This window comes from Paraburkholderia lebeckiae (assembly GCF_014201005.1).
In the GTDB taxonomy this organism is placed as follows: Bacteria; Pseudomonadota; Gammaproteobacteria; order Burkholderiales; family Burkholderiaceae; genus Paraburkholderia; species Paraburkholderia tuberum.
Genome location: NZ_JACHDK010000007.1, coordinates 341,055 through 355,418, shown reverse-complemented (window position 1 = coordinate 355,418; position 14,364 = coordinate 341,055). Strand labels below are relative to the sequence as shown.

The following is a 14,364-nucleotide window of genomic DNA, read 5'->3' as shown; positions in this document are numbered from 1 at the left end:
TTCAGCATCGCCCGGCCGTTCGTGCCGGGCGTCTTACGAGGTTCGAACAGACATGAAGCACCATACACTCCCGGTTTCGCCTGAAACGGTTCACTGGGGTTACTTCAGCAAACAGGTCGCGCCCGCGTTGACGCTGCGTTCCGGCGACCGGGTCACCATCGAGACGCTGACCCACCATGCGAACGACGACCACGAACGGATGGTCGCGGGCGACCCCGGCGCCGAAAGCATCTTTCAGTGGACCCGCGAGCACAAGGCCATGCCGCGCCGGGGCGCGGGGCCAGCCGACGGACCGTTTACGCTCGGCTCGGGCGAAGGTGTCGGTGTGCATCTGCTGACCGGGCCGGTCGCGATCGAAGGGGCCGAGCCGGGCGACGTGCTCGAAGTGCGAATCCTCGACGTGCGCCCGCGGCCGAGCTGCAATGCGTGCTATCGCGGCCGTTGTTTCGGTTCGAATGTCGCCGCATCGTGGGGCTTTCATTACCACGATCTCATCGAGGAGCCGAAGCCCCGTGAAGTCGTGACGATCTTCGAGCTCGATACCTCGGGCGAGCCATTTGCGCGTGCGGTCTACAACTACGTGTGGACGCCGCAAACCGACCCGGACGGCGTGGTCCACGCGATGATCGATTACCCGGGCGTCAAGGTCGACCCTACGCTGGTGAAGAAACGCGAGAACATCCTGCCGAACGTGAAGGTGCCGGCCAGGCTGCATTTCGGCACGATGGGGCTCGCGCCGGCGGAGCTCGACTATGTCAGCTCGATTCCGCCCAGCTACACCGGCGGCAATATCGACGATTGGCGCGTCGGAAAAGGTGCGCGGATGTATTACCCGGTCGCGGTCGAAGGCGCATTCTTTTCTGTCGGCGATCCTCATGCGGCGCAGGGTGACAGTGAACTTGGCGGTACGGCGATCGAAACCTCGCTCACCGGCGACTTCGAGTTCGTGCTGCACAAGAAGAATGACCTCGGCGGCACGATTCTCGAAGGCCTCACGCACCCGATGCTGGAAACCGACGACCAATGGTCGGTGTACGGATTCACTTTCGCCAACTACCTGGCGGAACTCGGCCCGGCCGGACAGACCGAGGTGGCACAGCACGCGAGCCTCGACAAGGCAATGCGCGACGCGTTCCGCAAGCTGCGCCGTTTCCTGATGACCGTGCACAGGCTAAGCGAGGATGAGGCCATTGCGCTGATGTCGGTCGCCGCGGATTTCGGCGTCACACAGGTGGTCGACGGCAATTGGGGTGTGCATGGATCAATTCGCAAGAACGTCTTTGTCGGCGGCGCCGGCCGCTGAGACGTCCCGCTCGGGCCGCGGGCGATTCGCCGCGCGTGTGCGCGGGCGTCCCGTATGCGTCAGTTCAGTGCACAGGGGCGTTGCTGGTGCCTGCGCGCGCAATCATCGCGGTCGGGCGGCCACCGGCGCTCGGGCCGCCGCGCCCTCGCGATGCACCCGACCCGAGTTGGTGCGGTTATTGCTTTTTTGGGCGACCCGTACCGCTCGTCGAATCTGTCCTCGGGTAGCGGGCGTTGCGCTCGTGCGACGCGCGTCTGTTCTGGAGTCAACGTTGGATTTGCTGCGCTTTACTACCGAGTCCTATTCGGAGGCCGAACGGCTTCGCGCGTGGGTTAAAGCGCTTGACACGATGGGGTGGCGTAGCGGTGCGATTGCTTCTGTGCGGGCGTTGCGTGGCACGATCGTCGCGCAGAGGTCGCCCGGCGGTTTTGATCTGGGCCTGCTGGCGTCGGTGGCGCAGACGCTCGAACCAAATGCTGCCTGTGGCGACGGCGTGCTGATTGTGCTGCACCTTGACGGTGTGGCGACGCTGCAGGCAAACAGCGGACGTCAGCCTCTGGCAGTGAACGACCTGGTCTTTCTGCCGTCGGGCGAAGGCGCCTCGCTGCTTTTCGCGACCGATTTCCGCGCTTTTGTCGCGCGTGTACCGCGCTCGGCGATCAGGGGGCGGCTGTTTGCATCGTCGATGAACGCCGGCCGGATCGCCGGAGATGTCGGTGTCGGGCATGTGTTTTCCGGTTTTCTTGCGTCGCTTGCGGAAGGCGTGGAGACGATGTCCGCCAACGACCTGCGTCCGCTCGAGCTCGCACTGGTCGAGTTTCTGGTGGCGATTCTGTCCGTGCAACAGCGCGAAACGCCGCTTAGCGGACTGACATCGTCACAGGCGGCCATCTTCTCGCGCGTGTGCCGCAGTATCGATGCGCAGCTTGGCGACCCCAACATCAGCCTCGCGCGTCTCGCCACAGAGGAGCGCGTCTCGCAGCGCTACCTGCAAAAGCTGTTCGAAAGTGCCGGCCAGAGCTTCTCCACGTATTTGCGGCTCAGCCGCCTTGAACGCTGTAGGGCCGAACTCGTCGATCCGCTCCACGAAAAGACGTCGATTTCGGATATCTGTTTTCGTTGGGGCTTCAACGATCCGGCGCATTTCAGCCGTGCGTTTCGCGAGCAGTACAAGACGTCGCCGCGCGCCTTCCGTCATGAAGCGAGCCTCGATTTGGCCCGGCATGTGGTGCAGCGCATTTCGCGCGGATTGCCGCTCAACACGGATGCGCTGCTGGTTCCCGCGAAAGCGTCGTCGCGGGAAGCAACGCTCGACGCTGCCGGTGCGATCGTAGCCAGTCGCCCTGTCGACACGCGAACCGGCTCGAGGCAGGCAATCAGCAGCCGGTCCGGCAAGCCGCGCCACCATCTGTTGCGTGCAACGGCCAACACGGTACATTGGGGCTATTTCTCGCACGACCTGAAGCCGGTGCTCGAAGTCGACAGCGGCGATAGCGTGACGATCGAGACGCTGACGCAGCATGCGTCGGACGACTGGGCGCGTATGGTGGCCGGCGATCCAGGCGCTGAAAGCGTGTTCCACTGGACCGCCGAGCGCAAAAACGTGAACCGGCGCGGCGCCGGACCGATCGACGCATCGATCTACGGTCGAGGCGCAGGCGAAGGGTTTGGGGTGCATATCTGCACCGGCCCGATTGCGGTACGTGGCGCCGAGCCGGGCGACATACTGGAAGTCAGGATCCTCGAGGTGCATCCGCGGCGCTGCGCGAATCCGCAATTCAGCGGGCGGGCGTTCGGCAGCAATGCGGCCGCGTGGTGGGGTTTCCATTACCGTGAATTGTTGACCGAGCCTAAACCGCGCGAAGTCGTCACGATTTATGAACTCGACGCAGAGCCCCGGCCGGACCAGGGCACGCCCTTTGCGCGAGCGGTCTACAACTACCGCTGGACGCCGCAATGCGATCCGTTCGGTGTCGTGCATCCGACCATCGACTATCCGGGCGTTCCGGTCGATCATTCCACCGTTGAGGAAAATTATGGAATTCTCAAGGGTGTCAAGATTCCGGTGCGCCCGCATTTCGGTCTGATCGCGGTCGCGCCGCAACAGGACGGTCTCATCGACTCGATTCCGCCGTCCGCGTTCGGCGGCAACCTGGACAACTGGCGCGTCGCGCAGGGTGCGAGCGTCTATCTGCCGGTGGGTGTTCCCGGCGCATTGCTGTCGGTCGGGGATCCGCACGCATCGCAGGGCGATTCCGAGCTATGTGGGACGGCGATCGAATGCTCGCTGACCGGCGAGTTCCAACTGATATTGCACAAGAGAGCGACTTTGACCGGCCAACCGTACGCGGATCTCACGTATCCGCTCGTCGAAACCGCCGACGAGTGGGTACTACATGGATTCAGTCATGCCAACTATCTGGCTGAATTCGGCACGCACGCGCAGAGCAAGGTCTACGAGAAGTCGACGCTGGATCTCGCGATGCGTGACGCGTTCATCAAGACGCGCCGCTTTCTGATGACGACCAAGGGCCTTACCGAAGACGAAGCAATCTCGTTGATGTCGGTCGCAGTCGACTTTGGTGTGACACAGGTCGTCGACGGCAACTGGGGTGTGCACGCGATCATCCGCAAGGCCTTGTTCACGGAATAATCATCTTGTCGTGCGCGCGCGATCGGTCTGCCGAAGCGGTGCGCACGGTGCTTTCCTTTTTCCGGAGTTACCGCGAATGGATGTATCTACAAAATTCTGGATGGTCGAGGGCGGCCCGACACCGGTAGGCCCTTTCTCCCATGCAACCGAGCACGACGGCTGGGTGTTTCTCACAGGCCAGATGCCGACGTCGCCGGAGGACGACAACGCACCGCTTCCCGAAGGCGTGGCCGCCCAGACGACACGAGTGATGGACAATCTGATACTGGTGATGAAGGGGATGGATCTGGGCCTCGAACATGTCCTTTCGGCGCGGATTTTCCTGACCGAATTCAAACGGGATTACGCGACGATGAACGCCGTCTATGCAGCTTATTTTCCGACTGGGAGATTGCCGGCGCGGACCTGTATCGGCGTAACCGGATTGGCGCGTGACGCGCTCGTCGAAATTGACTTCATTGCTCGCAGGCCGGGTTGAACAGCGACTCGATGCAGCCGTTATACCTGGCAGTCAATGTGCCCATGCTACCGCGTCGTCTCGACGGTCACCTCGCCGTGCAACAGGAATGAGGTCATCTCAGGTGCGTCGCGACGGGCATCGGTCACGAGCGTCCACTCGCGTTCGAGCGGTGTCCAGTGTTGCTGGCTTGCGCGGTCCAGCTTGTGCGAGGTGACCAGTACGAAGAGTTGGGCAGCCTGCCTGATGACGCATTCCTTCAGGTAGGCCTGCTCCGCTGACGCCTCGCAGAGGCCTCGGTCAGCCACCACGCCGTCCGCGCCGAGAAATGCCTTGTCGACCGACAGGCGGCTCAAGGCAAGCTGCGCAAGCGGGCCGAGCGTGCTCATGCTGGTGGGACGCAGATCGCCGCCGATCAGCGTGACGGGCACTTCGCTCGCAGCGAGCGTGTTGACGGCCAACAGATTGTTGGTCACGACGCGAACCTCGCGACGGCCGGCGAGCAAACGTGCCATTGCCGCGGTGGTGGTGCCGCCGTCGAGAAAGATGGCGTCGCCATCCTGCACATGGCTCACGGCCACGCGCGCGATGGCCTCCTTTTGCTCGCGAAAACTCTCGCGGCGGCTATCGAGCGATTCCTCGGGTTCGTGAAGACCGAGCGAAGCGGCCGCGCCTCCGTAGGTGCGCACGATGCGCCGTTCGTCGGCCAGCGCGCGCAGGTCGCGGCGGACCGTCGCCTCGGACATGCCGAAGTGCTCGCACAACGCGCTGACATCGGTCATGCCGGAGAGGACGGCCTGCAGCATTGCCTCGCGGCGGTTCGTAACTTTCATGGTGATGGTTTGCCCGGGTGGTGCGCCGTGTAAAGGCGTCGAATCGCGTAAGTGTAATCAAACGGTGCGCCGCGCGAATGTGCCCGCCTGCGGCTGCAGGCGGGCTGCGTCAAATTGACTGAATTGATTGAATCGATCAATTCAGGCGGCAAGCCCAGCGCCCCCATAATTTTCAAAATTCCAGGCTGTAAAAAGGGCTATTCCAGAAATGTTTGCGCGAAGCAGAGGGCGGGCGTACACTCACGAATGATTGAATCGATCATTATAGTGATCATATCGATCACAAACAACCGTGAGACAACTATGGCCCAACTACCCATCAAGCGCGCAATCGAACGCGTACCCGGCGGAATGATGATCGTCCCGCTCCTTCTCGGCGCAGTCATCGCCACCTTTCTGCCGGGCATGCCGAAATTCTTCGGCTCCTTCACGAATGCGCTGTTTACGGGTGCGTTGCCTATCCTTGCTGTGTTCTACGTGTGCATGGGCTCGTCCATCGATATCAAGGCGACGCCCTATCTGCTGAAGAAGGGCGGCGCGCTGTTTGCCGCGAAGGTGGGGACGGCGATTGTCGTCGGTTTCGTGCTGGGCCATTTTCTTGGCGAGATGCCCGTCTCCTCCGGACTGTTCGCCGGCATGTCGACGCTCGCGGTGGTCGCCGCGATGAACGACACCAACGGCGGCCTCTACATGGCGTTGATGGGGCAATATGGCAAATCTGAAGACGTCGGCGCGTACACGATCATGTCGCTCGAATCCGGCCCGTTCCTCACCATGGTCACGCTCGGCGTGGCCGGGCTTTCGGCGTTTCCCTGGCAGACGCTGGTCGGCAGCGTCCTGCCGCTGATGGCCGGCATGCTGCTGGGCAATCTCGACCGGGAAATGCGCGCCTTTCTTGGCCGCGCCGTGCCGGTCATGATTCCGTTCTTCGCGTTGGCGCTCGGTGCGAGCCTCGACCTGCACAAGGTATGGCAAGCGGGCCTGCTGGGCATCGGCCTCGGCATTGCCGTGGTGATCGTCACGGGCATTCCCCTTTACCTGACCGATCGGCTGACGGGCGGCACGGGTGTCGCTGGGGTGGCGGCCGCCAACACGGCGGGCAACGGCGCGGCGGTGCCGGCGCTGATCGCCGCGGCCAACCCGGTCTACGCTGAAGCCGCCAAAAGTGCGACGCTGCTGGTTGCCGCGTGCGTGGTCGTGACGGCCATCGTCTCGCCCATACTCACCGCGGCTGTCGCAAAGCGTGTCGCCACGCGCACGGAAGCGAGAGACTCGACCGTCGGAGCGACACGTTGAGCATGACCAAACTTCTGATCGTCGCCGACGACCTGTCCGGCGCCGCCGATTGCGCGATTGCCTTCGCCGCTGCTGGTCTGCGCACGGCGGTGAGCCTCACGGCGGCGCAGGCGATACCGCACGCCGAAGTGATCGCGGTGGATACTGACACGCGCCGTATGTCGCCCGCTGACGCGGCACGTTGCACGGGCGCGGCGTGGCAGGTATACGGCGCGCCGGCCTGCCGGTTGTACAAAAAAATCGATTCCACCTTGCGCGGCAACTGGGCCGCCGAAGTCGCCGGCTTGCAGCCGCTCGCGGGGCTCGCCATTGTCGCGCCCGCTTACCCGGCAACCGGGCGTACTGTGTGTGACGGCCGGGTCTTCGTGCACGGCATTCCGCTCGAAGAGACCGAAACCTGGCAGCTCGAACACGCTGAACGTTCTGTCGATCTCGCGACGATGCTGGAGTCCGCGGGTCTCACCACGGCGCTGCTGACGGTCGCGGCGCTGCGCGGCGATCGGCGGGCATTGCGCGAGACGCTTGGCGCGGTGATGCGCGGCGGCATGCAGGCGCTGGTCGTCGATGCGCAAACCGATGCGGACCTCAGGGCGCTCGCCGAGGCCACGGCGTCGCTGGACGGCGCGTTCTTCTGGGTCGGCTCCGGCGGACTGGCTCGCGAGCTGGCTTTGGTGAGCGGCCAGTCCTCGCCCGCGCCGGACCAAAACGCGGCGCCGCCGCAGATGTACCGGCAGGACGGCGCGGTGCTGATTCTGGTCGGCAGCCTCTCGGCGGTCTCGGAGCAGCAATGCGCGATGCTGCGCGAGCGTGCGGGCATCGCCGAGTTCGTGGTGCCGCCCGCCTTGCTGCGAGACGCCGAGCGGCATCCACAATGGCCGGGCTGGCAGGCCCGCGTGGCCGCTCACCTTGGCGAACGCACCGATCTGCTGCTGCGAATCGGGCGCGACGAAGCGTTCAATCCGGCCGAAGGTGCGCACCTGTCGAAGGCGCTGGCGGCGCTCGTTGCGCCATCGTTTGCGCATCTCAGCGGACTGATCGCCACCGGCGGCGAAACTGCGCGCGCGATGCTGAGCGCGGTCGGTATCGCCAGTTTGCAATTGCTGTCGGAGATCGAGCCGGGCGTCGCGGTAGCGCGTCCGCATGGCCGCGAGCACCTCAGGATTGTCACCAAGGCCGGCGCATTCGGCAGCGCGCATGCGCTGTACGGCGCTTACCTTCATCTGAGGAGCGCGACCGACTCCGCGCACGGCGGGCCGGAAGTCAACAGCCCGGCCGGCCCCTCCACACCCTCAACGGCTCGCAACGCGAGCCCACGGAATTCAGCCAAAACACTATGAGCAACTACCTTCCTGTCATCGGCATCACGATGGGCGACGCAGCCGGCGTGGGTCCCGAGATCGTGGTCAAGAGCCTGACGCACGAGTCGGTCTATCAGCAGTGCCGCCCGCTTGTCATCGGCGATGCGGCACGCCTCGAACGCGCGAATGAGATTCTCGGCGGTAGCGCCACGGTGCGTCGTATCGAGAACGCGTCGGAGGCCCGCTATGAGTCGGGGACCATCGAGTGTATCGACCTCGCGCTGATTCCCGTCGACCTGCCATTTGGCAAGCTGTCGGCACTCGCGGGCGACGCCGCCTACCGCTACATTGCGCGCGCGGTCGAGCTGGCAAAAGCCGGCGAGATCGACGCGATCTGCACGGCGCCCTTGAACAAGGAGGCGCTTCACGCTGGCGGTCACAAGTATCCTGGCCACACCGAGATGCTCGCATATCTCACCGGCATCGACGAAGTCTCGATGATGCTCGTCGCGCCTAAATTGCGCGTGATTCACGTGACCACGCACATTGGCATCATCGATGCGATTCGCAAGATCGAGCCGGGCCTCGTGCAGCGCACGATCGAACGCGGTCATGCGACGCTCGTGAAGGCCGGCATCGCCAATCCGCGCATCGCGGTGTGCGGCATCAATCCGCATGCGGGCGAGAACGGCCTGTTCGGTTACGGCGAGGAAGAAGAAAAGATCGTTCCCGCGGTGCAGCGTCTTCGCGAGCGAGGCTGGGACATTGAAGGTCCGTTGCCTGCCGACACGCTTTTCTTCCGCGCCGGACGCGGCGATTTCGACCTGGTGGTCGCGATGTATCACGATCAGGGTCACGGTCCGGTCAAAGTTCTTGGGCTGGAGGCGGGTGTCAATGTCACGGTCGGTCTGGAGGTGATCCGCACCTCGGTCGATCACGGCACGGCGTTCGACATCGCCGGCAAGGGCATTGCCGATGAGCGCAGTCTCCTCGAAGCCTTGCGTCAGGGCGCCGAGCTCGCCACGCGGCGAGCCTGAAGCGCGGCGATGGGAGTACCTGTGCGCAGAACCGCGGACTTTCACCAGAAGCTGCTGGAGGCCGGCGTCGCGCTGTTTGCCGAAACCGGCTATCACGGCACCGGCGTGAAGGACATCGTTGCGCGCGCCGGCGTGCCGAAGGGTTCGTTCTACAACTACTTCGACAGCAAGGAAGCGTTTGGCGCGGCGATCCTGCGTCACTACGCGGACGAGCAGGCGGCAGAGTGGCAGCAGTATTCGATCGAAGCGGATGCGCCTGATCCGCTGCTCGCGCTACGCGGCATCTACGAGCGCATGGTGGCCGACTACGAGGCTTGTGAAGATCGTTGCGGATGCCTGCTAGGCAATTTTGCCGGCGAGATCGCGCAGTCGAGCGATCTGTGCCGTCGTGCGGCGCGCCTGACGGTCGACGAATGGCGCATGCGTTGTGCGGAGTACCTGCGCAGAGGACAGGAGTTCGGTTCGGTGCGCCGCGATCTTCCGGCTGAAGCAATGGCAGACCTTTTCTGGAACATGTGGGAAGGCAGCCTGTTGCGGATGAAGCTGGAGGACTCGGTCGAACCTTTGAAGGCCTGTGTGCATTCGATGTTCGATCTGTTTTTCAAGTCCCGGCAATAACAGTAAGCGAGGTCGGCGCGCCGGGCGGCGCGCAGTCGCTCTGCGGTGCGCGGTTTGTCCGCAGTTGAGACGACCGGTCATATCAATGCAGGAAAGCAAGGTCCCCATGCAAAACTTCATCTTCCACAATCCAACTCGCATTCTGTTCGGCGAAGGCCAGATCGCCGCACTCGACACCGAGGTCCCGGCCAACGCGCGCGTGATGATCACGTGCGGCGGCGGCAGCATCAAGAGCAATGGCGTGCTCGCGCAAGTACAGGCAGCGCTCGGCGAGCGCCCCTATTTCGTGTTCAGCGGCATCGAGCCCAATCCCACCTACGAAACCTTGATGCAGGCGGTCGAGTTGGCACGTGAGCGCGACCTCGACTTTCTGCTCGCGGTCGGCGGCGGCTCGGTGATCGACGGCACGAAGTTCATCGCGGCCGCACTGAAGTTCGACGGCGAGCCGTGGGACATCCTCGCGAAACAGGTCGAAGTGCGCGACGCGATGCCGTTCGGCAGTGTGTTGACGTTGCCGGCCACGGGTTCCGAAATGAACAACGGCGGCGTGATCAGCCATCGCGCGAAAGGCGACAAGCTGCCGTTTCGCAGCGATGCAACCTATCCGCGATTTTCCGTGCTCGATCCGGTCACGACCTACTCGCTGCCGCCGCGGCAGATCGCCAACGGCGTCGTCGACGCATTCGTTCATGTCGTCGAGCAGTACCTGACCTATCCGGTCGATGCGAAAGTGCAGGACCGCTTTGCCGAAGGGCTGTTGATCACGCTGACCGAAGTGGGTCCGCAGGCGCTTGCAGAGCCGCACAACTATGCCGTGCGCGCCAACCTCATGTGGACCGCGACGCTCGCGCTCAACGGCCTGATCGGCGCAGGCGTGCCGCAGGACTGGGCGACTCACATGCTCGTCCACGAAATCACCGCGCTGCACGGGCTCGATCATGCGCAGACGCTCGCGATCGTGCTGCCGGCCATGCTGAGCGTGCGACGGCAACAGAAGCACGCCAAGCTGCTGCAATACGCGGAGCGCGTCTGGAACATTACCGAGGGTAGCGAGGACGAGCGCATCAGCGCGGCGATCACGGCAACCCGCGTGTTCTTCGAGCGCATGTCGCTCGGGACCCGGTTGCGCGACTATCAGATTGGCGGCAGCTCCATCGGCACGCTGATCAACAAGCTCGAAGAGCACGGGATGACGGCGTTGGGCGAGCACGGCGACGTGACGCTCGAAGTCAGCCGCCAGGTCTATCAACTTGCAGTCTGAGCGATCCCGTGTCCGCTTGACTGTTCTCCTGGATTATCACCATGAAGATTGGATTCGTAGGTCTTGGCTCGATGGGCGCCGCAATTGCGATGAACCTGATCGAGTCGGGGCATGAGGTGCATGTTTTCAACCGCACGGCCGCGAGGGCGGAGCCTTTGCGCGCCGCTGGCGCACGGGTCGCCGCAAGCCCGGCGCACGCCGCGGAGTCGGCTGACGTCGTTTTCACGATGGTCGCCGACGATGCCGCGCATGCCGCCGTCACGTTCGGCGAGGCCGGTATTGCTAACGCGCTGCGACCGGGCGCGCTGCATATCTCGATGAGCACGATTAGCGTGGCGGCCGCGCAGGATCACGCGGCGCGCTACCGCGAAGCGGAGCTCCCTTTCGTGTCCGCGCCGGTATTCGGCCGGCCCGACGCCGCTGCGGCGCGCAAGCTCTTCATCATGGCCGCGGGCGAGGACACGCATCTCACCGTCGCGGTCCCGCTTCTTGAGCAACTCGGACAGTCGGTCGGCATCGTCGGCACGGATCCTTCGCAGGCGAACCTCGTGAAGCTGATCGGCAATTTCATGCTGTCCGCGATCATCGAGACTTTGGGCGAGGCCTGTGCGGTGGCCGGCAAGGCGGGCATCGACCCGATGCGCCTCGTCGAATTGCTGACGAGCGCGAACTTCAACGCGCCGCCGTACAAGATCTACGGCCCGTTGATCGCGTCCCAGCAGTTCCAGCCGCCGGGTTTTTCGTTGCCGCTCGGCCAGAAGGACAACCGTCTGATGCTGGCGGCCGCCGAGGCGCTGGGAGTGCCGTTGCCGCTGGCGAGCCTCGTGCGTGACCGCTTCCTGACCTTGCGTTCGCAAGGGATGGGCGCCGCGCACGACTGGTCGGCGGTAGCGTTGTGTGCGTTGTCCGATGCGGGCATGAGCAAGCCGGTCCACTTCCCGACCTAGCCGCCTCGCGACTGATTCGGCGGTCTTCACGCTGAGCCCCTGAACGGCTTACTGCTGCCGTGGCCAGCCGCGGCGGCAGTAAGCCGTTCAGGGGCTACCATCCGAATCTTTGCCGGAGACTGTCTGCACTGAACGAGGGTGTGAGCCCCACGGCGAACATTGTCATGTCATCGGTGAAAGCGCACGCGTGCGGTCATCGAAAGTAGGGGAATCGGAGCCGTCGCTTCGTCGCACACGATATCGCGAGCCAAGCGCTCCGCTTAGTCACAAGCTGAAGGCCATTCATCAGCGGTCCAAGGATGGCGACCTCGCCTCGAGTGTCAACGGGGCATTCAGTTGATGTCGTGGCCGACCCGCAAACTCTTTCCGATAGGCTGCGGGAGTCGTCTTTTTTAGTGCGCGAAATTGACGGTTGAAATTGGCAACGTTGGGAAACCCCGAATGCGCGGCGATAACCGACACGGGCCATGAGGTGTCTGCGAGCATTCGACATGCGTGACCGATTCGCACACGGCTCACATACTTCCCGACACTTTCGCCGATATGTTGAACAAAATATCGATTGAGTGTGCGCTCTGAAAGGGTTGCGGCGGCGGCTAATTCCGCCAGTGTCAGCCGTTCGGCAAACCGTGCCTCGATAACTGCCAACGCCCGATTTATCCGCTCCGGCTCGTGGCCGGAAGGCCGCCCCACGTTGCCCTGATCAAATGCGCTGGCGGACGCGAGTGGCCGTGCTTCCTCATCGGCCAATGTGCACAGGATGTCCAGCGCAACGCTGAGTCTCTCTCTGGGAGACACTGACAAAAGACCCTCGAGTCGGCTACGCACCGTTGCCCCGGCTTCCGCTCTGAACGCAAGGCCGCAGGCAGCGCGTCGCAGAAGCCGATGAAGTGCTTCGTACTCGGGGCAGCAATCTGCCAGTCGTCGCGCCCAGTCGCCTTCGAACCAGATGACGATAGCGACCTGCGGGGCGCTGTCGTCGATCGAACGGTTCGACGACCAGGTATGAGGCAAGTCCGGCGGGACGAGCACCAGGTCATCGCCCTCGTACCCGGCGATCGAGTCACCGATGTAGCGCTTGCCACGGCTATTCATCGTCAAGGTGAGTTCATATTCCGGGTGATGGTGCCATTCGAACGGTATACGCGGAAGCTTCCGGTGATAAACCCGCACGGAGCATCCGGCGCTCATCTCGACATGTTCGTATAGAGGCTTCATGGCTGGAATCGCAAAGAAGTTGACCTTATTGTATCACCCGTCCATCGTGGCCCAGGCTAAGCTTCAGTCATCAAAGAGCACCAGGAGACGCCACCATGGAATCCCTTCATATCGACGATTTGCCGACCGCTATTCGGGCGGTTAAAAAGCTGTTGCGCGCCGGCCTTCCGAACTATAAGGAAGTATTCCAGCAGGTCGAAGCTGAAATTCAGCGCAAGGTCGCTACCATCGTGGCGCAGCGTGCCCGCGGTGAGTCGGTCATTCCTGAAATCCAGTATGCGGATATCGCGGCTGACCGGGTGAGCGCCGCGCAGATCGCATCGATCAAGGATCGAGGAGCCTGCGTCGTCCGGGGCGTGTTCAGCCGCGAGCGCGCTGAAGGCTGGGACGCGCAGGTCGCTGAGTATGTCGAGTCCAATGACCTCGACGAAAAACTCGCGCATCGTGCAGAAGACAAGTACTTCGGCAACCTCGCTTCGAGCAAGCCCCAGATCTATGGCATTTACTGGTCGAAGCCTCAGGTCGAAGCGCGCCAGGCGCCCGAACTCACTCAGACGCGCGTCTTTCTGAACCGCCTCTGGAAACACGACAGCGAAGGGCGCGTTCATTTCGATCCGGACCGCGTTCCGGTGTACGCGGACCGGCTGCGACGTCGCCCCCCCGGCTCGGAGTCGCTCGGGCTGTCTGCTCATTGCGACGGTGGGTCAGTCGAACGTTGGCTTGACGACAATTTCCGGCGTGTTTATCGACACGTGTTTAGTGGCGACTGGCGCCGCTACGACGCGTTCGATGCCGCGTATCGCCCCGAGGCGAGAGAGATTCCGTCACCGACTGTCTGTTCGATGTTCCGTACTTTCCAGGGCTGGACAGCGCTCACTGCGCAAGGTCCGGGAGACGGCACGCTTCAGCTTGTGCCAATTGCCAACGCCATGGTGTATGTGTTGTTGCGCGCTCTCCAGGATGACGTGCCAGACGACGATCTGTGCGGCGCATTACCTGGCCGCGCACTTTCGATCAAGCGGGAGTGGCATGGTCCGCTTCAAGAAGCGTTGTCCTCCATTCCACTGATGCAGGCAGGGGACACCGTCTTCTGGCATAGCGACGTGATTCACGCGGTCGAAGATGCTCATCGTGGCAAGGGCTACAGCAACGTCATGTACATATCGGCTGCGCCAGCGTGTGCAAAGAACGACGCCTACCTTAAACGCCAGCTGCCGACCTTTCTCAACGGAGATAGCCCGCCGGACTTTCCTGCGGACAATTTCGAAGTCGACTTTGTCGGACGTGCGGCTGAGGCAGACCTGACTGAACTCGGCAAGGACCAGATGGGCTTTACGCTGTGAAACGCCCTCGCTGGGGGTTCAAGGCAATCGCCGATTCGTAGGCGGGTAGCCTGGTCGGTTCGGGGTTAGCCAGGCGGCCCGACACGATCCGGCCAGGCTC

General features: G+C 63.2%; 12 protein-coding genes. 10 read left to right on the top strand and 2 right to left on the bottom strand.

Features of this window, described 5'->3' with window-relative positions; all coding sequences use genetic code 11:
* Positions 1-52: 52 nt before the first annotated feature.
* The 3 genes from HDG39_RS16505 (at position 53) to HDG39_RS16495 (ending at position 4,434) form a co-directional block, all read left to right on the top strand.
* The gene (locus tag HDG39_RS16505; RefSeq protein ID WP_184006968.1) at positions 53-1,303 is read left to right on the top strand and encodes an acetamidase/formamidase family protein; all 1,251 of its coding nucleotides are present in this window, start codon (positions 53-55) and stop codon (positions 1,301-1,303) included.
* Between the two features lie 271 nt (positions 1,304-1,574).
* On the top strand, positions 1,575-3,956 hold the full coding sequence (locus tag HDG39_RS16500; RefSeq protein WP_184006967.1) for an acetamidase/formamidase family protein: 2,382 nt from the start codon (positions 1,575-1,577) through the stop codon (positions 3,954-3,956).
* 76 nt (positions 3,957-4,032) lie between these two features.
* The gene (locus HDG39_RS16495) at positions 4,033-4,434 is read left to right on the top strand and encodes a RidA family protein (RefSeq protein WP_184006966.1); all 402 of its coding nucleotides are present in this window, start codon (positions 4,033-4,035) and stop codon (positions 4,432-4,434) included.
* A gap of 47 nt (positions 4,435-4,481) precedes the next feature.
* On the opposite strand, the gene HDG39_RS16490 is transcribed toward HDG39_RS16495, so the two are convergent.
* A complete protein-coding gene (locus HDG39_RS16490) occupies positions 4,482-5,246 on the bottom strand; it encodes a DeoR/GlpR family DNA-binding transcription regulator (protein WP_184006965.1) in 765 nt (254 codons plus the stop codon).
* Positions 5,247-5,549: 303 nt separating this feature from the next.
* Here HDG39_RS16490 and HDG39_RS16485 point away from each other — a divergent pair, with 303 nt between their 5' ends.
* The 6 genes from HDG39_RS16485 to HDG39_RS16460 all read left to right on the top strand — a co-directional run bounded on the left by HDG39_RS16485 (position 5,550) and on the right by HDG39_RS16460 (position 11,703).
* Positions 5,550-6,542: a 2-keto-3-deoxygluconate permease gene (locus HDG39_RS16485; protein ID WP_184007020.1), complete on the top strand. Its 993-nt coding sequence runs from the start codon at positions 5,550-5,552 to the stop codon at positions 6,540-6,542.
* Between the two features lie 2 nt (positions 6,543-6,544).
* On the top strand, positions 6,545-7,879 hold the full coding sequence (locus HDG39_RS16480) for a four-carbon acid sugar kinase family protein (RefSeq protein WP_184006964.1): 1,335 nt from the start codon (positions 6,545-6,547) through the stop codon (positions 7,877-7,879).
* A complete protein-coding gene (gene pdxA, locus HDG39_RS16475; RefSeq protein WP_184006963.1) occupies positions 7,876-8,877 on the top strand; it encodes a 4-hydroxythreonine-4-phosphate dehydrogenase PdxA in 1,002 nt (333 codons plus the stop codon). The genes HDG39_RS16480 and pdxA overlap by 4 nt, the downstream gene beginning before the upstream one ends.
* Positions 8,878-8,898: 21 nt before the next feature.
* Complete coding sequence (locus HDG39_RS16470; RefSeq protein WP_184006962.1) at positions 8,899-9,495, top strand: TetR/AcrR family transcriptional regulator; 597 nt, start codon at positions 8,899-8,901, stop codon at positions 9,493-9,495.
* A gap of 106 nt (positions 9,496-9,601) precedes the next feature.
* Complete coding sequence (gene yqhD / locus HDG39_RS16465; RefSeq protein WP_184006961.1) at positions 9,602-10,756, top strand: alcohol dehydrogenase; 1,155 nt, start codon at positions 9,602-9,604, stop codon at positions 10,754-10,756.
* A 41-nt stretch (positions 10,757-10,797) separates the two neighbouring features.
* Positions 10,798-11,703, top strand: a complete 906-nt coding sequence (locus HDG39_RS16460; RefSeq protein ID WP_184006960.1) for an NAD(P)-dependent oxidoreductase — start codon at positions 10,798-10,800, stop codon at positions 11,701-11,703.
* A gap of 285 nt (positions 11,704-11,988) precedes the next feature.
* Here the strand turns inward: HDG39_RS16460 and HDG39_RS16455 are convergent, their stop codons facing one another.
* The gene (locus HDG39_RS16455) at positions 11,989-12,921 is read right to left on the bottom strand and encodes a helix-turn-helix domain-containing protein (protein ID WP_084754396.1); all 933 of its coding nucleotides are present in this window, start codon (positions 12,919-12,921) and stop codon (positions 11,989-11,991) included.
* Positions 12,922-13,016: 95 nt separating this feature from the next.
* On the opposite strand from HDG39_RS16455, the gene HDG39_RS16450 reads away from it, so the two are divergent.
* Positions 13,017-14,264 (top strand): DUF1479 domain-containing protein, encoded by a 1,248-nt coding sequence (locus tag HDG39_RS16450; RefSeq protein ID WP_184006959.1) that lies wholly within the window; start codon positions 13,017-13,019, stop codon positions 14,262-14,264.
* The last annotated feature ends 100 nt before the right edge of the window (positions 14,265-14,364 follow it).